At 66.1% G+C, this 19,651-nt stretch carries 21 protein-coding genes and 2 pseudogenes; 14 read left to right on the forward strand and 9 right to left on the reverse strand.

All coding sequences use genetic code 11. The annotated features are described in order from the left end of the window. Nucleotides 1-22 precede the first annotated feature (22 nt). Nucleotides 23-214, forward strand: coding sequence for a hypothetical protein (locus MOQ72_RS25775; RefSeq protein ID WP_242188244.1), 192 nt, complete (start codon nt 23-25; stop codon nt 212-214). Nucleotides 215-272: 58 nt separating this feature from the next. Here the strand turns inward: MOQ72_RS25775 and argG are convergent, their stop codons facing one another. Further along, nucleotides 273-1,718, reverse strand: coding sequence for an argininosuccinate synthase (argG, locus tag MOQ72_RS25780; protein WP_242188245.1), 1,446 nt, complete (start codon nt 1,716-1,718; stop codon nt 273-275). Between the two features lie 150 nt (nt 1,719-1,868). Between argG and MOQ72_RS25785 the strand changes: the two genes are divergently transcribed. Continuing rightward, nucleotides 1,869-2,249, forward strand: coding sequence for a hypothetical protein (locus tag MOQ72_RS25785; protein WP_242188246.1), 381 nt, complete (start codon nt 1,869-1,871; stop codon nt 2,247-2,249). Nucleotides 2,250-2,419: 170 nt separating this feature from the next. Continuing rightward, nucleotides 2,420-2,995, forward strand: a complete 576-nt coding sequence (locus tag MOQ72_RS25790; protein ID WP_242188247.1) for a dihydrofolate reductase family protein — start codon at nt 2,420-2,422, stop codon at nt 2,993-2,995. A 56-nt stretch (nt 2,996-3,051) separates the two neighbouring features. Here the strand turns inward: MOQ72_RS25790 and MOQ72_RS25795 are convergent, their stop codons facing one another. Next, nucleotides 3,052-4,476, reverse strand: a complete 1,425-nt coding sequence (locus tag MOQ72_RS25795) for a DHA2 family efflux MFS transporter permease subunit (RefSeq protein ID WP_242188248.1) — start codon at nt 4,474-4,476, stop codon at nt 3,052-3,054. A gap of 80 nt (nt 4,477-4,556) precedes the next feature. Here MOQ72_RS25795 and MOQ72_RS25800 point away from each other — a divergent pair, with 80 nt between their 5' ends. The 3 genes from MOQ72_RS25800 (at nt 4,557) to MOQ72_RS25810 (ending at nt 6,428) form a co-directional block, all read left to right on the forward strand. Further along, nucleotides 4,557-4,964 (forward strand): winged helix-turn-helix transcriptional regulator, encoded by a 408-nt coding sequence (locus MOQ72_RS25800; protein ID WP_242188249.1) that lies wholly within the window; start codon nt 4,557-4,559, stop codon nt 4,962-4,964. 118 nt (nt 4,965-5,082) lie between these two features. Beyond that, nucleotides 5,083-5,772, forward strand: coding sequence for a hypothetical protein (locus MOQ72_RS25805; protein WP_242188250.1), 690 nt, complete (start codon nt 5,083-5,085; stop codon nt 5,770-5,772). A gap of 347 nt (nt 5,773-6,119) precedes the next feature. Next, complete coding sequence (locus MOQ72_RS25810; protein WP_242188251.1) at nt 6,120-6,428, forward strand: hypothetical protein; 309 nt, start codon at nt 6,120-6,122, stop codon at nt 6,426-6,428. 10 nt (nt 6,429-6,438) lie between these two features. Here the strand turns inward: MOQ72_RS25810 and MOQ72_RS25815 are convergent, their stop codons facing one another. From MOQ72_RS25815 to MOQ72_RS25825, 3 genes and pseudogenes are all read right to left on the reverse strand, one after another. Then, nucleotides 6,439-6,918 carry a reverse transcriptase family protein gene (locus tag MOQ72_RS25815; protein ID WP_242188252.1) on the reverse strand — a complete coding sequence of 160 codons (480 nt, stop codon included), beginning with the start codon at nt 6,916-6,918 and terminating at the stop codon, nt 6,439-6,441. A gap of 597 nt (nt 6,919-7,515) precedes the next feature. Beyond that, nucleotides 7,516-7,686: pseudogene (locus MOQ72_RS25820) on the reverse strand (transposase family protein); the annotation flags it as partial. Between the two features lie 557 nt (nt 7,687-8,243). Then, nucleotides 8,244-8,738, reverse strand: a complete 495-nt coding sequence (locus tag MOQ72_RS25825) for a hypothetical protein (protein WP_242188253.1) — start codon at nt 8,736-8,738, stop codon at nt 8,244-8,246. Nucleotides 8,739-9,345: 607 nt separating this feature from the next. Here MOQ72_RS25825 and MOQ72_RS25830 point away from each other — a divergent pair. The 5 genes and pseudogenes from MOQ72_RS25830 to MOQ72_RS45705 form a co-directional block, all read left to right on the forward strand. Further along, a complete protein-coding gene (locus MOQ72_RS25830) occupies nt 9,346-10,116 on the forward strand; it encodes a maleylpyruvate isomerase family mycothiol-dependent enzyme (protein WP_242188254.1) in 771 nt (256 codons plus the stop codon). Between the two features lie 10 nt (nt 10,117-10,126). After that, nucleotides 10,127-11,491: a dihydrolipoyl dehydrogenase family protein gene (locus tag MOQ72_RS25835; RefSeq protein ID WP_242188255.1), complete on the forward strand. Its 1,365-nt coding sequence runs from the start codon at nt 10,127-10,129 to the stop codon at nt 11,489-11,491. 62 nt (nt 11,492-11,553) lie between these two features. After that, nucleotides 11,554-12,315, forward strand: a complete 762-nt coding sequence (locus MOQ72_RS25840) for an enoyl-CoA hydratase/isomerase family protein (protein WP_242188256.1) — start codon at nt 11,554-11,556, stop codon at nt 12,313-12,315. Between the two features lie 36 nt (nt 12,316-12,351). Further along, nucleotides 12,352-13,440 carry an SDR family oxidoreductase gene (locus MOQ72_RS25845; RefSeq protein ID WP_242188257.1) on the forward strand — a complete coding sequence of 363 codons (1,089 nt, stop codon included), beginning with the start codon at nt 12,352-12,354 and terminating at the stop codon, nt 13,438-13,440. 194 nt (nt 13,441-13,634) lie between these two features. Beyond that, a pseudogene (locus MOQ72_RS45705) lies at nt 13,635-13,976 on the forward strand (ATP-dependent DNA ligase); the annotation flags it as partial. A 139-nt stretch (nt 13,977-14,115) separates the two neighbouring features. Here MOQ72_RS45705 and MOQ72_RS25850 read toward each other — a convergent pair. After that, entirely contained in the window at nt 14,116-14,694 is a 579-nt protein-coding gene (locus MOQ72_RS25850; protein WP_242188258.1) for a TetR/AcrR family transcriptional regulator, read from the reverse strand. 83 nt (nt 14,695-14,777) lie between these two features. On the opposite strand from MOQ72_RS25850, the gene MOQ72_RS25855 reads away from it, so the two are divergent. After that, on the forward strand, nt 14,778-15,653 hold the full coding sequence (locus MOQ72_RS25855) for an SDR family NAD(P)-dependent oxidoreductase (RefSeq protein WP_242188259.1): 876 nt from the start codon (nt 14,778-14,780) through the stop codon (nt 15,651-15,653). A 284-nt stretch (nt 15,654-15,937) separates the two neighbouring features. Here MOQ72_RS25855 and MOQ72_RS25860 read toward each other — a convergent pair whose 3' ends face one another. Genes MOQ72_RS25860 through MOQ72_RS25870 form a run of 3 tightly spaced genes read right to left on the reverse strand, consistent with a single transcriptional unit; the run spans nt 15,938 to nt 18,867 of the window. After that, entirely contained in the window at nt 15,938-17,401 is a 1,464-nt protein-coding gene (locus MOQ72_RS25860; protein WP_242188260.1) for a fluoroquinolone export ABC transporter permease subunit, read from the reverse strand. Then, nucleotides 17,398-18,264 (reverse strand): ABC transporter ATP-binding protein, encoded by an 867-nt coding sequence (locus tag MOQ72_RS25865; protein ID WP_242188261.1) that lies wholly within the window; start codon nt 18,262-18,264, stop codon nt 17,398-17,400. Before MOQ72_RS25865 ends, MOQ72_RS25860 begins: the two co-directional genes overlap by 4 nt. A gap of 30 nt (nt 18,265-18,294) precedes the next feature. Then, the gene (locus tag MOQ72_RS25870) at nt 18,295-18,867 is read right to left on the reverse strand and encodes a TetR/AcrR family transcriptional regulator (RefSeq protein ID WP_242188262.1); all 573 of its coding nucleotides are present in this window, start codon (nt 18,865-18,867) and stop codon (nt 18,295-18,297) included. 87 nt (nt 18,868-18,954) lie between these two features. Here MOQ72_RS25870 and MOQ72_RS25875 point away from each other — a divergent pair, with 87 nt between their 5' ends. After that, entirely contained in the window at nt 18,955-19,086 is a 132-nt protein-coding gene (locus MOQ72_RS25875; protein WP_372495545.1) for an amino acid permease C-terminal domain-containing protein, read from the forward strand. Continuing rightward, complete coding sequence (locus MOQ72_RS25880) at nt 19,083-19,466, forward strand: hypothetical protein (protein ID WP_242188263.1); 384 nt, start codon at nt 19,083-19,085, stop codon at nt 19,464-19,466. Before MOQ72_RS25875 ends, MOQ72_RS25880 begins: the two co-directional genes overlap by 4 nt. Nucleotides 19,467-19,651: the final 185 nt, after the last annotated feature.

Below are 19,651 nucleotides of genomic sequence, written 5' to 3' on the forward strand. Positions count from 1 at the left end.
ACAGCCGCCACGCTGCCCGGCGATGTCGAAGACGAAGCGCGCGTGCCTGCTGGTGGTGTTGGCGGTGGCGATCCCGCTGGCGGCCGAAGCCCAACGACCGCCACCGACCACCCCGGAAAGCCCCGAACACCGAGCCAAGCACGAACGGCTCACCCGGTGCGGCGGAGCAACCAACGGCGAGCTCAGTCCACCACTACCGTTCTCCTGGTTCTGACCAGCACATCCATCCCGGAGTGCTGGTCAAGAACCGGACAACTCCAGCACGAACGCGGTCAGTCGGTGCCGGACTCCATGGCGGCGCGGTCCAGCACCTCGTCGCTGGAGATCTTGCCGCGCGAGGCGATCGCTTCGGCGCCGCCCTGCGGCATCGCGCCGATCAGCCCCGTCGAGGCCGCTTGCGCCGCACCGATCAGCGCCGGATGGGTGCTGCCGCCCATCCCGAGGCTGGCGTACTGCTCGAGCTTGGCGCGCGAGTCGGCGATGTCGAGGTTGCGCATGGTGAGCTGGCCGATCCGGTCCACCGGACCGAACGCCGAGTCCTCGGTGCGCTCCATCGACAGCTTGTCGGGGTGGTAGCTGAAAGCCGGGCCGGTGGTGTCCAGGATCGAGTAGTCCTCACCGCGCCGCAGCCGCAGCGTCACCTCGCCGATGACCGCCGTACCGACCCAGCGCTGCAACGACTCGCGCAACATCAGCGCCTGCGGGTCGAGCCAGCGACCCTCGTACATCAGCCGACCGAGCCGCCGCCCCTCGTTGTGGTAGCTCGCCACGGTGTCCTCGTTGTGGATCGCGTTGACCAACCGCTCGTACGCCGCGTGCAGCAACGCCATCCCAGGCGCCTCGTAGATGCCGCGGCTCTTGGCCTCGATCACCCGGTTCTCGATCTGGTCCGACATGCCCATGCCGTGTCGTCCACCGATCGCGTTCGCCTCCAGCACCAGGTCGACCGGGGTGGCGAACTCCTTGCCGTTGATCGTCACCGGGCGGCCCTGGTCAAAGCCGATCGTCACGTCCTCGGTGGGCACCTCGACCGCGGGATCCCAGAACCGCACGCCCATGATCGGGTCCACGGTCTCAACCCCGGTGTCGAGGTGCTCCAGCGTCTTGGCCTCGTGGGTGGCGCCCCAGATGTTGGCGTCGGTGGAGTACGCCTTCTCCGTGCTGTCGCGGTAGGGCAGGTCGTGGGCGAGCAGCCACTGCGACATCTCCTTGCGGCCGCCGAGCTCGGACACGAAGTCCGCGTCGAGCCACGGCTTGTAGATGCGCAGGTGGGGGTTGGCGAGCAGACCGTACCGGTAGAACCGTTCGATGTCGTTGCCCTTGAACGTCGAGCCGTCGCCCCAGATCTGCACGTCGTCCTCGAGCATCGCCCGGACCAGCAGGGTCCCGGTGACGGCACGACCGAGCGGCGTGGTGTTGAAGTAGGCACGCCCGGCCGAGCGGATGTGGAACGCACCGCAGGTGAGCGCGGCCAGGCCCTCCTCGACCAAGGCCGCACGGCAGTCGACCAGGCGAGCGATCTCGGCGCCGTAGGTCATCGCGCGGTCGGGCACCGAGGCGATGTCGGGCTCGTCGTACTGGCCGACGTCGGCGGTGTAGGCGCACGGAACGGCGCCCTTGTCACGCATCCACGCGACCGCAACCGAGGTGTCGAGGCCACCGGAGAAGGCAATGCCGACACGCTCGCCGGTGGGCAGGGAGGTGAGAACCTTGGACATGACCCCGATTATGCACGTCAATGCATGATCATGCAAAACCGCCCCCGAGTTCGGCCGACCCGCCCGCCGAAAGCACAACGCGAATTGGTGAGCACCGCCGTTGCCGCGGATTCGGCGAAATCGGCAGCCGCAAGATCGTCGCCTCCTATGATGGCGCGCGTGGACAGCAACGGAGGAGCATCGCCCGCGCTCGTCACGATCGGCGACATCGCGTGCACGGCGGAGGAAGCCATCACGCCGTCCGGACGCGCGCCGATCACGTCGGTTACGTGGACTTTGGTCGATATGAGCCGGACGACCAGGACGATTCCCACCTGGGCCATCGTGTGCGCGGTGATCTTCTTCCTGTTCTGCTTCCTGGGCCTGTTGTTCTTGCTGGCCAAGGAAGAACGCACCGAAGGCTGGGCCCAGGTGACCGTGCAGGGACCGGGCCTCCTGCACGTCACCCAGGTTCCGGTGAGTTCCCAGCTGATGGTGATGGATCTCAACAACCGCGTGAATTACGCCCGGTCGCTCGGCTTCCGCCCCTGAAAGCAAAACGGACCTACCCGGCATAGCGGTACGCTGCGCGCCATGCCCTGAGCAATTGCGCGCACGAGCACAAGATCGGCGCATCAAAATTTTCGGCGCGAGGTGTCGTTTTCGGCGGCTCCCGTTCGACGCACTGACGAGAGCAAGTCAGCCCAACCAAGGAGCAACCAATGCGCACCCTGATCGCCACCGCGTTCGTCTCGCTCGACGGCGTCGTCGAGGCACCCGGCGGAGAGCCGGGCTATCGCAACTCCGGCTGGACCTTCAAGGACATCGAGTTCGATGAGGCCGCCTACGAGATCAAGGGCCGTGAGGAGGGCGAGGCTGCGGCGATGATGATGGGCCGGGTCACCTACGAGGCGTTCTCGCCGGTGTGGCCGGACATGACCGAGGAGTTCTCCGGCTACAACGCGATGCCGAAGTACGTCGTGTCGTCCACGCTGAAGGAGGAGGACCTGGTGTCCAACTGGGGCGAGATCAACATCCTCCGTTCATTGGACGACGTCGCCGCGCTGAAGGAGACCGAGGGCGGGCCGATCATCATTCACGGAAGCGCCACCCTGAATCGCAACCTTTCCGATGCCGGTCTGATCGACCGCTACCACCTGCTGGTCTTCCCAGTCCTGCTCGGCGCGGGCAAGCGGCTGTTCAGCGACACCGACAAGGACAAGCAGAACCTCACGCTCATCGAGAGCGAGTCCTACGCGAACGGAATCCAGAAGCTGGTCTACAACGTCGACCGCTGACAACCCGCCGGGGTTCGGCCCCTTCAGGGGCCACCCCGGCGGATACCGCCAACTGCCTACGTCGCACTGCGGGTCGGTTTCGGGAGGCTTGGGCTTCTTGGGAGCCGAAGGGTCGCCGCAGCCACGCCCAATGCCATCGCGACAACGCCCATCCCCGTCAGATACGCCGCGTGGTAGCCGCCCAGCAGGGCCACCGCGGGCTCGGCGCCGGACGCACGCAACAACTCCGTCCGCGTTGCCGACAGGACCGCGAGTACGGCGAGCCCCAGCGCGCCGCCGACCTGCTGCGTCGTGTTGAACAGGCCGGATGCCAGTCCCGCGTCCTCGGGCGTCGCGTCGGACATGCCCTGCGCCATGAGCGCTGGCATCGCCATCCCGAACCCGACACCGAGCACGACCAGGCCGGGCAGCACGTCGACCGCGTACACCGCGTCGACCGGAACGCGGCCGAGCAAGCCAAGCCCCAGCACGAGCAGCGCAAGACCTACCAGCAACACCCGCCGCTCGCCGAACCGCGTGTTGAGCTTCGCGGACAGCCCGAGCGACACAGCGGCGATCGTCGCCGCTGGCGGGATCATTGCGATCCCCGTCGACTGCGCGCTCAGCCCGGCCACCTGCCGCAGGTACAGCACCGTCGTGAACATGAACCCGAACATCGACGCGACGAGCAGGAAAAGGACGACGTTCGCGCCGGAGAGCATGCGCGAACGGAACAACCGCAGCGGAAGCAACGGGTTCTCCGCCTTGGCCTGCCGCACCACGAACCCGGCGAGCAGCACGAGCGCCACGACACCAAAACCAGCCGTATGCGTCGATGCCCAGCCATACCGCTCGACGTTGGTGATCGTGTAGACCAGCGTCATCAGCGCGGCCGTCACGAGCACCGCACCAGGCACGTCCGCACGCGCCGTCCGTGTACCGGGCTCCCGGGGCAGCAGCCGTACGGCGAACCCGAGCGCCGCGACGCCGATCGGCACGTTGACCGCGAAAATCCAGTGCCAGCTCGCCGCCTGCGTGATCAGACCGCCGGACAGGCTGCCGATCGTGCCTCCCGACGCCTGCACGAAGCTGAAGGCGCCGATCGCCTTCGCACGCTCGCCGGGTTCTGGGAACAGCGTGGCGATCATGCCGAGCACCACCGCGGTGAGCGCAGCGGCGCCCACACCCTGGACGAACCGCGCGGCGAGCAGGACCGGCGCGCTCCACGCGAACCCGCACAGGGCCGACGCCGCGGTGAACACCGCCAGCCCGCCGAGGAACACCCGCTTGCGGCCGACGATGTCGCCGAGCCGTCCGAAGAGCAACAGCAAACCGCCGAACGCGATGAGGTAGGCGCTGGTGACCCACGCGAGCCCGGACGGGGTGAAGCCGAGGTCCCGTTGGATCGCGGGCAGCGACACGGCCACGATCGTCTCATCGACGATCGCCATGAGGGCGCCCGCGCACAGGACGATCAGCGCGAGCAGGCGAGAACGATCCATCGAGGCCACCTTCTAAGTGCACGATTTGTAACAAGGCACATGTTGTGTGACCATCGACGCGTGCGGAAGGAGGCACTTCTATGTCCCGGAGTCACACCGATGTACCTGTCGAGGCCAACGGCACGAGCGAGATCCGAGATGTGATCGAGGAGGCATGCCCGCTAGCCGAGGTCATCGACCACGTCGCGGGAAAGTGGAGCGTCGGGATACTCGTCGCCGCAGCACGCGGACCCGTCCGGTTCACAGAGCTCGAACGCGCCATCAACGGCATCAGCAGGCGAATGCTCACGCTGACCCTGCGCAAGCTCGAACGGGACGGCCTCCTACACCGCACCGTCTACCCAACCGTGCCACCGAAGGTCGAGTACACGCTCACGGACATGGCGAAGGAACTGCACGAAACCTTGCGCAGCCTGACCGACTGGGCAGAACGCCACCGCACGGACATCACCGTGGCCCAAAACCGCTACGACACAACAAAACGCTAGCGATCCGGCCATTGCTTGCAGCTACTCGTTCTGGGACAGCTTCAGGATTCGTGGGACACCCAACACCAACTCTTGCAATGCGATCCCATCGCCCAGCAGGTGCTGGCAGGCTAATGCCGTGACAGCTACGAATGACCATCGTCCGTTCCCGTTTGAACAGCGCTGCGCGAATGTCCTGGACGAACTGCGCGGAACTGGCGAGTTCGACGTGTCCGAGGCCCGATTCGCCGAGATCCCGAGGTATCTGGACGACCCGGACTTCGTCTACGGCAGCCTCTCCGAGGACTACGGGTTGCCGTTGAGCCCGGCAGTGCGGGGGTACTTCTTCCGGTACGACGAAATCAAGGCGCACTGGCGATCCCTGAACCCGAACTCGGACCTGGTCGGCGAATTCCGGCTGTCCCACATCTACAGCGGCCGGCGCATGTCGTACATCTGGGAAGGGACCAACGACCAGGAGCGTGAACTCTACCAACAGCTGCTGATCTTCGATGACACGCCGCAGACCGGTACCGGGCGGATGGCCATGATGCGGACCCCGCGCGGGACCACGGACCCCGAGATCTGGTACTTCGACATGCATGACGGCGCGATGGAGATGGACCTCGACTACGGGGCCTACCTGGACACCCTGCTCGCCACCAAGGGGACCATCGGCTGGCAGTACCTATTTTGCGACAAAGGGATGGGCGATCAGGGGTTCGATCCAATCGCGCAGGAACTGAAGGAGATGCTGGAGGTCTTCCCCCGACTCTTCCCCGATCACGACTACTCGAACCTGCGGGCCCGCCTCCGGGAGCGAGTCTGACCCGCGAGGTCACCACCTCGCGTGAATTCGTCCTCCGCGGCCGGTGCTGGTCGACCTGCGCCGCCTTGTGGAACGGCGCCCGCCGCCTCGTGGTCGCGGGGAAGGTGGGTTGCCACTGATCGTGCGCGCCCAGGGACTCGACCTGCAGTGGGTTGATGGTCTGCTTCACGCGTGGCTGCGTACGCGTGGCGGGCAGTGGTTGGGTGTCGTCACGTGGACGGTGTCGACTCCGGTCGGTGATCTGCCGTGCCAGGCCCTGCTGCCGCATGATGCCTTTCAACTCCAGGGTGCGGAGCAGGGAAAAGATCCATCGAGCGTGTCGCCTGCGCGCGGCCGACGATGACGTTGTGGTGGCGGACGCTGAATTGGTCCTGATGCCGGAAGAACACCCGGCTGGCCCGGCTGCGGTGGAGATCCGTCTCGGTGGCGTGATCGTGGGGGATGTGACCTTCCGCGTGTGCCGCTCCTGTCGCTTGGCCGTCGTTGAACACGTCCGCGTCGAGTCGCCGCAGCGTCGCCGAAGGCTCGCCACGCTCGCGATCAACTTTCTCGTGAGCCGCTGGCCGGACTACCGTGGACGACCAATGCGAAATTTCGTCAAAGCAGGAAGCGATGTCGCTTCCACGATCCACTCATACGAGCGGGACGTCAGGTGACGCACGTCCGCTACCGCGTCCTGGGCTCGGCGCTTCGGACGGAACCCATAACTCTGGGGTGAAAATCCGCCTCGAAGATCGGCTCCAGCACCAGTTTCAAGGATGCTTGTACCACCCGATCAGCGACGGTCGCGATCCCGAGACGACGGAACTTCCCATTCGCCTTGGGAATCAGTCGTTCACGCACCGGAAACGGGCGGAAACTGCGGTCTTTCAGCCTCGACCGCAGTTCGTCGAGGAATACCTCGACGCCTCGCACCGCCTCAATATAGTGGGCGGTTCGTCCGTCCACTCCTGCGGTGCGAGCACCCTTGTTACCCCGCACCCGAGCCCACGCGATCAGAAGGAACGCGGGGTCGGTCACAAGGTTGAACAGATCGTCGAACCTGCGATGAGAGTCATCGCTGGCCCACAGGTGCAGCTTGGTCTGAATCCCCAGTACCCGGCGCTCAGCCCCATACAGGGCCGACTCCAGTTCGTCGGTGTTCACCAACGACCTCCTGGCATTCCAGTCTCCTCCCTGCTGACTTGCTGGTCCCTTCGCCATGTACACGCCTCTCGCGCGCTCGGACTACTACAGGACCTCCGCCCCATCCCACAGCCCTCGGCCGGCGACGGAAATGCCCTGGACCAAGCTGGATGCTCGCCCCGGAAGGCGACCGAGGATGGTTCCCACGTTCACTCGATGACCGGGCGACGAGGGAGGTGCCCAGCTCTTGCCCCGACAGCATCGCCACGACTACGCCGCAGTCCTTCATCGCGGCCTCCTCACCGACGGCACTACGCGGCTTCAGAGTTGACCATCCACTTGAGAGGTCACGCGCTGCATCCCGGCCCCTATCCACCAGATTTGAGCCGGTTCATCGCTTACAGGGCTTTACCACTGGTTCCTCACGTACACCTTCTCGTCTCGCTTGCCGGACCCGCACCGTCTGGCAGTGCCAGCACGTCCCGGCGTCGTCAGGGCTGCTTCCCACCCTCCCCGGCGTCCCCCGGATCAGGCTGCCCTCAGCTTCAACCGAACTGCTGCGACAGCCCGGCGGCGGGGTTCTCTCACCCCCGCTCGGTCATCAAGCGCCTCGTGGCGCACAGTGCCGTCCGCGATCAACACCGTCTCCGGGCTGTGCTTGCGCTTGGTCGGCGACAACGCGAGATAGGGGCCCAGATGGTCCACGACCCGCCCGGCCGCGGACTTCGAGATATCGAACAGCAACGCGACCTGCCGAAGAGTCAGGTTGGTGCGGTAGTACACCGCCACTCGAATCGATGTGATTCGGCGCGGTTCGGCCACGTTTATGGAGTGGGCGGCGGGATAGGTCATCAGACGATCAGATGGGAACGGTGGTCCTTGCTGGTGGGTGGTTGCACCCCGACGGGCGAGGAATGCATCAACCGAGTGCTGATCTTCAACAGAGGCCACGCGGAAGCAATCCTCCGCGACTACGCCCGTCACTTCAACGGCCACCGGCCCCACCAGGGCCGAAACCAGCTCGCGCCTCTCGACGACCCGAATGTCATACCATTCCCGACGGCTCGGATCGAACGTCGAGAGGCCGTGACAGGCATCATCAACGAATACCACCGAGCAGCCTGACGGCCGACGAAACCCCAGATCACAGGCCGTGAAACCATTTTGAAGCCCTACGGGTCGGCATCGCCTTCGCCAAGTACGCCCGGACATTCCCGACCGGACCCCCGACACCGAACAGCCTATGGGTCACCGACATCACCTCATGTGTCGACCTGGTCGGGCTGGGTGTATGTCGCGCGTGGTCAGCGTCGAAGCGACGTCCCGACGGACATCCTCCGTGGTGGCTACTCGGCGCCGGCGACCTTGAAGTCCTGGCCGACGAAGATGTGGTGCGGCCAGTTGACGCCGATGCAGTGGACCTCGTACTCGCCGTTGTCCAGCTGCACAACACGGTCGACGACACCACCCGGGTAGGCGGCCAGCGCCGCTTGCGCCGCCTGGTCCGCTGTCGCTCCGCTGACGATCGTCCCCTCGCCCTCGCTGTAGTTGTCCGGGACCTGACCGACCTGCTTCGACGCGGACGGTGTACCGCGCTGGAAGGGGACCACCCCTGCCGCCGTGGAAGCCGCAGCTCCGCCGTCGCCATCGGGTTGCACGGTGACCTGCGCGGCCGTGATGGTCGTACTGTCGACCATCCCCAGCACGAGGACGCTGTTGCCCGTCGCGATGTCGGTCGCCGAGATCGAACTCGTCCCGTTCTGGTACTTCGTGGAGGAGTTCTCGTTGACGGTCACCTGCTGGCCTCCTGCCGTCGACAGCGTGAAGCCCGAATCGGACACGCTGCCGACCGTGCCGACCGTCCCTCCCTCGGCCGGTCCGGACCGAGCATTGGATCCCCCGCCGCCGGGACCACCGGGCATGCCATGCGGTGCTGTCGCCGAGGAGGGCGCGGCCGTTGACGTTGACGAGGACGTGTCCGTTGTCGAAGGGGACGTGGCGCAACCAGCGGAAAGTCCGACCACCGCACACGTCAGCGCGCCGGCCGCGATCCACCCACTCCTCCTGGTCGACAGCAGTCGGCGTACCCCCGACTGCTTGGTCGTGGCGTCCGACGGCTCTGGCGTCGCGCTCGAATCGGGGGTCTCGTAGGGGCATGTCGGGCCGTGGTCGTTCATGGTGACGCTCCTCTCGGTCAGGCATCTACGAAGAGCGTTCCATCCATTCGTGTGAGGTCCCTGTGGACAACATGTCAATACGCCGAACGCTTCTGCCCCCACCGTCCACCCGGATCCGAATTCAAGGCCGCTGGTGTCCGCGACCGCACGACGCACCGCGCTCCTCGACCGCGGAGTCTCCGACGAAGCGGGCGATCACCGGATGGCCGAACGCCGCACTCACCAATCGGCACCAGCACGTGGCCGCATCAAAGGATTCTGTTCAGCTTTGATGAAAGACACCGACTGGCTGGCCGCATTGCACGCCAGCTCACAACGACTTGCGGAACTGGTTGCCGACCTAACCGATGACCAGTTGGCCACGCCGTCGTACGCAAGCGGCTGGAGCATCGCCCAGGTGCTGTCCCACCTGGGCAGCGCGGCCGAGATCGGCACGCTCCTGGTGCAGCGGGGCATCGACGGTGACCCGACCGGCCCAGCAAAGCGGGACACCACGCCGGTGTGGCAGCGCTGGGACGCCATGTCCGGGGCGGAGCAGCGGGAAGCCTGGCGTGCGGCCGATGCTAAACACCTCGCACTGCTGGACTCCGCTGACATCGCGACCGTGCAGATTCCCTACTTCGCCGGTCAGCTCAGCGTTGCGGTCTACGCCGGTTACCGGCTTTCCGAGCAGTCGCTGCACGGCTGGGACGTCGAGGTCGCGCTGGACCCGTCCGCGACGGTCCCGGCGGCCGAGGTAGAGCTGCTGTGGCAACGGCTGGATCGGGTCGCGACCCGATTCCGCGACGCGGAGACGTTGGCGCGCCTGAAGCCCGGCCAGGTTGCGTTGCAGCTGAGCGAGCCCCGCCGCACGCTGTGCCTGGACCTGGGCGGCGAACTGCACATCGTGCCGTGCGAACCAGGCGACCCCACGGCGACGGTGTGGGGCACCGCCGAGGCGGTGCTCCGCTTGGTGTACGGCCGTAACCGCGTCGAGGACGGCGTCACTGCTGTCGGCGCGGTCACCGTCGACGATCTTCGTTCCCTCTTCCCCGGCTTTTGATTGGTGGATCATGGATTCCCTGAACGCGGACGTGCTCGTCGTCGGCTTCGGCAAGGGCGGCAAGATCGTCGCCGCGAGGTTCGGCGAGTTGGGCAAGCGAGTGGTGCTCGTGGAACGGTCCGAGCACATGTACGGCGGCACCTGCCCGAACGTGGGTTGCGTACCAACGAAGGCGCTGGTGCACCACTCGCGCAAGGGCCACGATGGCGACCTCCCGCAGGAGCGGTACGAACGGTCGGTCAACATCGTGCAGGATCTGACCGCGCTGTTCCGCGCTGGCAACTACGAGGCCCTCGACAGCACCGACACCGTGACCGTGGTGACCGGCGAGGCCGTCTTCCTCGATCCGCGCACTGTCACCGTCAACGACCTGACGATCACCGCCGACACGATCCTGATCAACACCGGCTCCGAGCCGATCATCCCGGACATCCCGGGACTGCGTCTGAGCAAGTACCTGCGGACCAGCACGGAGCTGATCGAGTCGACCACGCTGCCGCCCAGACTGGCCATCCTCGGCGGCGGCTATCTCGGCATCGAGTTCGCCTCGATCTACCAGCAGTTCGGCTCACAGGTGACGATGTTCGAGGCCGCGCCGAAGATCCTGCGGAACGCCGACGATGACGTTGCCGCGGCGGCCGAGGAGATCCTGCGTGACGAGGGCATCGAGATCATCGCACGAGCGGACGTCGTCGAGGTCATCGACAGCGACGACGCGGCGACGGTCGTCTACGAGCGCGACGGTGAGCGGCACAGCGTGCAGGTCGACGCGATTCTTGCCGCGGCGGGACGAAAGCCGGCGACCGAGGGGCTCGGGCTGGAGGCGGCCGGGGTGCGCGTCACCGATCGCGGTGCGGTCGAGGTCGACGAATACCTCCGGACAAGTCAGCCCCACATCTTCGCGCTTGGTGACGTCAACGGCGGCCCGCAGTTCACCTACATCTCCTTGGACGACAGCAGGATCGTGCTCGACCAGCTCATCGGCGGCGGCAAGCGCACCACGACCGACCGGGTCGCCGTGCCGCACACGCTGTTCATGACGCCGCCGCTGGCCACCGTCGGACTGACCGAGCGGGAGGCCCGCACCGCTGGCCGCGCGGTGCGGATCGCCAAGCAGCCGGTGGCCGAGATCGTGGCCATGCCGCGCGCCTACGCCGTGGAGGAGACCCGCGGCCTGATGAAGTTCGTGCTGGACGCCGAAACCGACGAGATCCTGGGTGCGGCGCTGCTCAGCGTCGATGCACAGGAGCTGATCAACACCGTCGCGCTCGCCATCCGGCACGGGCTGAAGTCCGCCGACCTGCGCGATGCGATCTACACGCATCCCAGTTCCACCGAGGCGTTCAACGACGTGCTCGGCGCGACCGTCGGATGACCACCGGCTCCGCGACGAGCCACACCGGAACAGCACTCACCTGGCACCCCTTGTAGACATCAATGTCTGACCCGAGCTACTTCAGCAAGTACAAAGACCTGGCCTTCGAACGCACCGATGACGGCATCCTCACCCTGCGCTTCCAGACTGCTGGCGGCCCGATCGTCTTCACCGGCCAGACTCACGAAGACCTGCCCAAGGCCCTCGAAGAAGTCGCGCTCGACGCCGACAACAGGGCAATGATCCTCACCGGCTCCGGCGACGTGTTCATGGACAACCTCGACGGGGCCAGCCTCGGCGAGATTTTCAAGCCCGCCGTGTGGGAGAAGATCCGCACCGAAGGACTCACCGTCCTGCAGCGCCTTCTCAGCCTGCCGTTCCCGGTCATCGGCGTCGCCAACGGGCCTGCGACCGTCCACTCGGAATACCTGCTGCTCACCGACATCCACATCGCCTCCGAGCAGGCCGCCTACGGAGACTTCCCGCACCCGGCCTTCGGCATCACCGCCGGCGACGGCCTGCAGGTCGTCTGGGAAGACGCTGTCGGCACCGCGCGCGCCAAGTGGCTACTGTGGACAGGCGAGACCATCGACGCCGCCACCGCGCAGCAGTGGGGCGTGGTCAACGAAGTGCTACCGCACGACCAGGCATACGCCCGAGGACTGGAAATCGCGCGCAAGCTCGCCGCGACACCGCGGCTGTACCGGTCGCTGCAGAAACAGACCCTCAACCAGCGGTTGCTGCGCCGCATCGTCGAAGGCGTGCCCTTCGGCATGGCGCTGGAAGGCTTGACCGCCGCCGACCTCGCATACCAGCAGCAGTAGCCGAACTCCTCCATCAACGTCAACAAGGGAATTGTCATGCCGAACAAGGTTCTGATCACCGGCGCTAGCGGCCTGCTGGGGGTCGCAGCGATTGAAAAGTTCCTCTCCGCTGGCTGGGACGTGGTCGGCGTCTCACGCCGCAAGCCGAAGCTGCCCAGTGGGCGAGAGATCGAGCACCTGTCCGTCGATCTGCGGGACGCCGAAGCAACCCGCGCCGCGTTCGAGCCGCTGACCGACGTCACACACATCGCCTACACGGCCCTGCACGAGAAACCCGAGCTGGTGCAGGGCTGGTCGAGCAAGGACCAGATCCAGACCAACAACGCCATGCTCCGCAACGTGGTGGAACCGATCGCACACGCCGCCGTCGACTTCCAGCACATCAGCATCCTGCAAGGCACCAAGATCTACGGCGTGCACCTGCACCCCATCCCCATCCCGGCACGCGAGCGGGACGCCCGGCACGACCACGACAACTTCTTCTTCGACCACGAAGACTACGTCCGGGAGAGGGGAGCCCAGCACGGTTTCGCCTACACGGCGCTGCGCCCGCAGCTCGTCACCGGTGCCACCCCGGGCGCGTTGAACGTGCTACCCGCCATCGGCGTCTACGCGGCAATCCGCCGTGAGAAGGGCGAACCGTTCGGGTTTCCCGGCGGCCCGTCATTCGTCTGGGAGGCCGCCGACGCAGACCTCGTGGCGGACGTGATGGTCTGGGCCGCGCGGTCACCCCAAGCGGCGAACGAGGCGTTCAACATCACCAACGGCGACGTGTTCGAGTGGCGCAACGTGTGGCCAGCGCTGGCCGAAACCCTCGGCGTTGAGACCGGACCGGACACGCCAACCAGTGTGACGGCCTACCTCGCCGAAAACGCCGAGATCTGGGACCAGATCGTCACGAAGTACGACCTTCGCTCACCCAACCTCCGCGAATTGGTCGGGCATGGTGACCAGCACGCAGACTTCGCGTTCGCCTATGGCGCCCCGGAAGGACCACGAGCCTTCGTGAGCACCATCAAGCTGCGCCAGGCCGGGTTCACCAAGACGATCGACACCGAGGTTTCCTTCCGCAACGCATTGCAATCCCTCATCGACCACAAACTCCTACCCCCCACCGAAAAGTAACCACCTAATCAACAAACCCAAAGCGCGCAGACTCCGGCTTCGTGCTGCTCAAAACCAGCACGGACATAGCGAAACGACTCCCGAGACACCCGCACCAGCCGATTCCTCGGTGGTGCGCCCTCGCCGCTCCGCACACAGCGAGGCTGATCAGCCGTTCCGGGCGGGAGGTCACCACGGCGCTCCCGGAGCTAGCGGTGCTGCGCGAGGCCGTCGGCCACCACCAGGTCGTCCTCGATGGCGAGATCGTGTGCCTCGATGACCGTGGCCGGCCCGACTTCGCTCGGTTGCAAAGACGCATCCACCGATCTCGGCCAACACCGGCGTTGCTCCGCGCCGCACCGGTGTACCTGTATGTCTTCGACCTGCTGCGCCTCGACGATCAGTATTTGCTCACCGTCGCCTACGTGAAGCGCCGGGACGCGCTGGCCAGGCTGAAGGTCGAAGGCGGGGCGTTGCGGGTGCCCGAGTACTACATGGGCATCAGCCCGAAGGAGATGTTGGATGTCGCCCGGCAGCACGAGTTGGAAGGCATCGTCGCCAAGCCCCTGCCCTCGCACTACCGGCCCGGCAAGCGCTCCCGGGACTGGGTCAAGACCCAGATCCGCCAGACCGCCGAGGTCACCATCGGGGGCTGGGCATTCCGCGAATATCCGGAAATGCCGATGAGCGGTCGTGTCATGTCGTCGTGGCGGCTCGCAGGTAGCGGAGGAGATCGTCGACGAGGTCGTCGGGGCCTGCGTGGCCTTTGCCGTCGGGTGCCAGATGTCCGGCGGCGGCGAGGTCGGCTGCTCCATGAGCGAGTGCCCGCAGCAGTGATGCCAGGCGTACCGGGTCGCCCGGGGGCAGGGCGCCGGCTCGCTGGGTCGCGGCGACGATGTCGACCAGCATGCTCTGTGCCTGGTGTGCGGCCAGGTGAAGTTCTTCCGAATCGATCGACCAGGTGCCGAAGGTCAGCTTGAACCGGGCCGGGTGATCCAGCGCCCAGGCGACGTAGCGGTGCAGAGTCGTGCGTAGGACCTTTTCCGCGGAGCGGCCTTGTTCGATCGCCGCTGCCAAGGCCGTACCCCGGTGTGTCAGTTCCCGTGCGGCGATCGCGGCAAGCAGGGCCTCTTTGTTGGCGAAGTGCTTGTAGGGGGCGTTGTGCGACACACCCGCCAGACGCCCGACCTCACGCAGTGTCACGGCTTCCACGCCGCCCTCGTCGAGCAGGCGTGCCGCCATTTCGATCAGTTGGTCACGCGTACCCGGCGGCATCGGCCCATCATAGTTTCGGTTGACGTTGTCAACCTTGTCCGGTAGGTTGACAACGTCAACCTTGATCGACCGGAAGCATAGGGATGCGCGAACAACGAGCGGTAGTCACCGGGGCGACCTCCGGCATCGGGGAAGCGATCGCACGCTCGCTCGCGGCGGCCGGAATGACCGTTGTCATGGTCGGACGCAGCGGCCAACGTCTCGACGATGCGCGCGAACGGATACTCGCCGCCGTCCCGGACGCCAACCTGCACCTGGAGCGCGCCGACCTTTCCCTGCTCGGCGAAGTACGCGAACTGGCTGGGCGGCTCTCCCGCGACCCGCTGCCCGACATCGTGGTCAGTAACGCGGCCGTCGTCGCCGAGCTTGACGACATCACCCCCGAGGGGATCCAGCGCACCCTGGCCACCAACCACCTCGCCCCTTATCTCCTGCTGCGATTGCTGATTGGCCCCGTCGGCAGCCGTCCGGCGCGCTTCGTCGTCGTGGGCGCCTCTCCACGAGGACTCACCCGGGTGCCGGTCGACCTGGCAGATCTGAACTACCAAACCGGCCACGGGCTGGGGCCGTTGCCCAGTTTCCGTCCTTTCGCCGCCTATGGCCGCACCAAGAACATGAACGCGATGTTCGTTTATGCCCTCGCCCGTCGCCTCGACGGCACACGCATCACGGTGAATGGCGCCCATCCGGGCATCATCAAGGGAACGGGACTCGGCCGCGATTCCCGCGGCGCGCTCAAGCTTTTCGGCGCCGCCCTCAGCCTGTTCACACCCGGACCTGACGCCGGCGCCGACACCCCGGTCTGGCTGGCCACCTCACCCGAGGTCGACGGCGCTACCGGTCGCTTCTTCGTCAACCGCAAGCAGGTCCCCACCGCACCGCACACCACCGACGTCCACCGGTGCGACCGGCTCTGGAACGAAAGCGCCCGCCTTGTGGGACTTCCCCCAGAGCTATGAACACCAGCAACCGCCAACAAAGGTGAGACGCGGTAGACGCGGCTACATCCGCTCATGCCGCGAAGCGGACGCCTGGTGACAGCGCCGGCGCCAAGGGGTACGAGGTCATGTCCCTCGCCTCCGGCGATAAGCCCGACGGGGCCAACTACCGGTCCGGTGATGTTTCGACCTCACTGCATCGCGCTTCCACCCGCGAGCCAGTCCACATCGACAGCACGCAGATCCTTGGCATCACCTACCACGAAGCCCGACGCAGGAGCCAGAACTGAGTCTGTTTGAGGTGCTTATCCCAGGCGGTTGAGCGTTCGGCGCGCTAGCAGTGCGGTCACGAGGACGGTCAGTAGCGTGCCAATGAGCATGCCGACGATGTTCGGTCGCCAGAGCACGTCGACGGCCCAGTACGGCGGAATCAGCATCAGCGGCCAGTCGGCTGGGCTGGGCAGCCACCACATCGCAGGTGCGATGCCGGTCGGGATCACGCCGAGAATCTTGAGCACCGCAACCCCTTCGACCTTGTTTCCCGCGAAGGCGGCGGTCGCGAGCGTGATCAGCGGTGCTTGCGCAGCGGCCAGGACCAGCGCGGGAAGCATGCTGGGCCGCCAGGCCGCCAGGCCGGAGATCGGCACGGTGAGAAGGAGCATCATCAGTGCCAGCACCGCGACGGAGACCGATCGGAAGACCATGTAGCGCGGCAGCGTGACGGGACTGACGCGCAGGACAAGCAGCTTGCGATCGTCGACGTCATCGAGGAACAGCAGCGCCCCTACCATGCCGATGATCAACGGCACGTGTAGTACGACTAGCGCGGCCAGCAGAATCGGTTGGTACCGCGCGAGATCAAGCCCGAGCTCGTCGTACAGGTACCGCGTCATCGGCGGGTAGCCGAGCCGAATCGCGACAGCGAGCAGCATCGGGCCCGCGAGCACCACCAGCAGCAGTGAGCTGCGAGCCGTGGTGCGGGCGTCGATCTGAGCCAGCGCGGAGACCCAGCCGCGGGGATGCCGCAGCACGCGGACGCGTCGGTCGCGCCGGACATGCGCGCGGCCCGGTTGGGTGAATTCGCGAATGTAGCTCCACTTCGCCGCGAGGCCGGCCGCGACCACCGCCACCAGCAGGTAGGCGATCGCCGCGACGATGCCCGCAGGTGAGACTCCCGCGGTCGAGTCCATCGCGGTACGGATCAGGGCGGCCGCACCGGTGGTCGGAACGACGTAGCACCAGGGGTGCTCGACCAAACCCGCGAGATGTGCCAGCGGCACCGCGATCAGCGGAGCGAGCGGCAGTGGCGCGACGGTGAGAAATCCGGTCAACGACCGATGGCGGACCACGAGAGCGAAGTTGAGCAGCAGGAACAACGCCGACAGCAGCGCCACCGCGACGACGATCAAACCCAGGTTGACTTGACCTCGTCCCGCCACCAGGGCGATCGGGACCGCCGAGGCGACCGACAACCCGGTCAACACGGCGACTCTGACCCCGAGGTAAGCGCGGAACCGCAGCGGGCTGACCGAAAGCGCTGCCAGCGCGCCTTCCCCGCGCTCGAACAGGAACAGAGCCGCGATGAAGAAAGCACCGAACGTCGCTGTGTCAACGATGAGCACGAACGGCCCGGCGCCGCGCGCGAGCCACGTCGGCATCGCCAGCAGGACCAGGCACCACACCACGGTCATGGCCAGGGCCACGAGGGGAATTCGGTAGCGTAGCTCCACCCGCAATTCCAGCGCCACGGCTGCGCTCAGGCGGCTCACAACCGCCCGCCCGTGACGGTGGCGAAGACATCGTCCAGCGATGCTTCGCGGGTGTGGATGGTTTCCACCGTGCTACAGCGCACGAGGTTCAGGAAGACCGGGTCACCACCTATTCCGGACAGCGGGAACTCCTTGCGCTGCAAGGAATCTTGATCGTCGCGGTACTCGATCACGACGGATGGTCGGCCGTGTGCCAGCCGGAAGTTGCGCGGCGTATCGATCGCGGCGATGCGACCATCGACCATGAAAGCGACCCGGTCGCAAAGCTGCTCGGCTGTGGACATGTCATGCGTGGTCAGGAAAACCGTCCGCCCCGCGGCTGCCTGGCTGCGGATGAGATCACGGACGGTGGACGCGTGCACCGGGTCCATCCCGGACGTGGGCTCGTCGAGGAAAAGCACGCGCGGCCGGTTCACCAGTGCCCGCGCGAGGTTCAACCGCATCTGCATACCTTTGGAAAAACCGCCAACGGGCCGATCGGCGGACTCGGCGAGGTCGACGAGTTCCAGCAACGGCCCCGGTTCCTCCGCCGAGCCGCCATACAGCGACGCGAAGGCCGCGAGGTTTTCCCGTGCCGTCAGCTTCGAGAAATGCGCCGGCAGTTCGAAGCCGACGCCGATGTGCTCGTAGTAGTCCGGCCCCCACCGAGACACCGGACGTCCCAGCACGTCGGCCCTGCCCTCGTGGCCGCGCAACAACCCGGTGAGGATACGTTGCGTGGTGGACTTCCCCGCACCATTGGGACCGAGGAAACCGAAGATCTCCCCCTGCGCCACAGCGAACGAGATGTCGTCGACCGCGTTCCCCGACGCGCCGCGATAGCGCAGCCGGAGGTCCGCCACTTCGATGACCTGGTCGGCCATGAGATTCCTCTTCACCTCGTCGCGTCGGCGTCAGCCGACCAGTTCGTCCAACACCCGGAACGCGTCGTCGATCAACTCCGGGAGCTCAGCCTCCCCACCGCCGCGAACCCAGACCTCCAGCGCCGTGGTCAGCGCTGCCAGGCACACGGAAGCGAGGACGCGGGTTTCGAAGGAAGGCGTGGCACCGTCCAACGCGCGTTCGAGCAGTTCCCTGGTGGCGACCTGGTTCTCCAGCAACCGCGCGCGCAGAGCCGGAGTCTCCAGCACCAACCGGGTGCGGACGAGCAGCGCCTCCCGGTCAGCCGCGTAGATCCGGGCCAAACCATCCCGGACAGCCGCGTGGATTCGTGTGACCGGGTGCTCGGAACGCGGCCGGTCCCGGATCAGCGATTCCAACATCGGATCGTATTCGTCCCTGAGCACGACGTCTTCCTTGGTGCGGAAGTGCCGGAAGAACGTCATGTGCGAGACCCCAGCAGCTACCGCGATCTGCTCGACCGTCGTGGATTCATAGCCTTTGCCCAGGAAAAGCCGCAACGCGTGCTCCTGAATCCGGTGCCGGGTCTCGGCCTTCTTGCGCTCCCGCCAGTCCTGTGTCGCCATCGCCACCTCAGTGTTAGTCGCTAACACGTTAGTGACTAACACCTCCGTTGCGCAAGTGAACCATCGCCGTAGCGCTGCCTCCACCTGATGTCCAACCTGGACATCATCACCTGGCTGCGGTTCGCCGCCTGGCTGGTGGTCGGCCTGGCGATCTACTTCTTCTACGGCCGCCGCCACGCGAGACTCGCCAACCCGAACCCGGACACCGTTCCCGAGTGATCTCCGTTGAAGACAGCCCCGCGCACCACATCACACAAGTAGCCGACGAGCGGAGCTCTCGACCGGTCGTTCCGGCCGAGAGCTCCGCTCACCCCGTGATCAACAGGGGTCGCTCACCAGCTCTGACCAGCCAAGATCACCTAAGTGCGGCTGCCGTGCTAGACCGGACCCTGATCTGGAACCAGCGGCACCTGATTCAAGCCTTGCGCGAGTTCGAAACGTTCTACAACGGACACTGCCCACAGCAAGGCATCGCGAACACCCGACCGCTGAACCCGTTGCCCACGCCGATCACAGATCCGGACAAGATAGCTCGCCTCGACATACGACGCCACGATCGCCTCGGCGGCATCCACCACGAGTACAAGCACGCCGCGTGACCCGCACGGATGAAGTTTTCGGCAGGGGCAAGGTGACCCGCTGGTTGTCCCAGTCAAGGGTGAACGCGGTGCGGTCGAAACCGCCCTTGGTGCGGGCCTGCTGGGAGTTGTCGACGCGCAGCGGCCGAGCAGTGTGATCCCGAACTCGCGCTGGACAGCGACCATCAACTCGGCGGAGGTGTAGC

The sequence above is a fragment of the Saccharopolyspora soli genome (genome assembly GCF_022678645.1).
Classification (GTDB): domain Bacteria; phylum Actinomycetota; class Actinomycetes; order Mycobacteriales; family Pseudonocardiaceae; genus Saccharopolyspora; species Saccharopolyspora soli.

Excerpts from the sequence above, each read along its gene's own strand:
- MOQ72_RS25785 (WP_242188246.1), top strand. The coding sequence starts at position 1,869 with ATGGCGCGCGTGGACAGCAACGGAGGAGCATCGCCCGCGCTCGTCACG.
- MOQ72_RS25790 (WP_242188247.1), top strand. The coding sequence starts at position 2,420 with ATGCGCACCCTGATCGCCACCGCGTTCGTCTCGCTCGACGGCGTCGTC.
- MOQ72_RS25840 (WP_242188256.1), top strand. The coding sequence starts at position 11,554 with ATGTCTGACCCGAGCTACTTCAGCAAGTACAAAGACCTGGCCTTCGAA.
- MOQ72_RS25850 (WP_242188258.1), bottom strand. The coding sequence starts at position 14,694 with ATGCCGCCGGGTACGCGTGACCAACTGATCGAAATGGCGGCACGCCTG.
- MOQ72_RS25800 (WP_242188249.1), top strand. The coding sequence starts at position 4,557 with ATGTCCCGGAGTCACACCGATGTACCTGTCGAGGCCAACGGCACGAGC.
- MOQ72_RS25845 (WP_242188257.1), top strand. The coding sequence starts at position 12,352 with ATGCCGAACAAGGTTCTGATCACCGGCGCTAGCGGCCTGCTGGGGGTC.
- MOQ72_RS25835 (WP_242188255.1), top strand. The coding sequence starts at position 10,127 with ATGGATTCCCTGAACGCGGACGTGCTCGTCGTCGGCTTCGGCAAGGGC.
- MOQ72_RS25795 (WP_242188248.1), bottom strand. The coding sequence starts at position 4,476 with ATGGATCGTTCTCGCCTGCTCGCGCTGATCGTCCTGTGCGCGGGCGCC.
- argG (WP_242188245.1), bottom strand. The coding sequence starts at position 1,718 with ATGTCCAAGGTTCTCACCTCCCTGCCCACCGGCGAGCGTGTCGGCATT.
- MOQ72_RS25865 (WP_242188261.1), bottom strand. The coding sequence starts at position 18,264 with ATGGCCGACCAGGTCATCGAAGTGGCGGACCTCCGGCTGCGCTATCGC.
- MOQ72_RS25830 (WP_242188254.1), top strand. The coding sequence starts at position 9,346 with ATGAAAGACACCGACTGGCTGGCCGCATTGCACGCCAGCTCACAACGA.
- MOQ72_RS25870 (WP_242188262.1), bottom strand. The coding sequence starts at position 18,867 with ATGGCGACACAGGACTGGCGGGAGCGCAAGAAGGCCGAGACCCGGCAC.
- MOQ72_RS25875 (WP_372495545.1), top strand. The coding sequence starts at position 18,955 with ATGTCCAACCTGGACATCATCACCTGGCTGCGGTTCGCCGCCTGGCTG.
- MOQ72_RS25855 (WP_242188259.1), top strand. The coding sequence starts at position 14,778 with ATGCGCGAACAACGAGCGGTAGTCACCGGGGCGACCTCCGGCATCGGG.
- MOQ72_RS25775 (WP_242188244.1), top strand. The coding sequence starts at position 23 with ATGTCGAAGACGAAGCGCGCGTGCCTGCTGGTGGTGTTGGCGGTGGCG.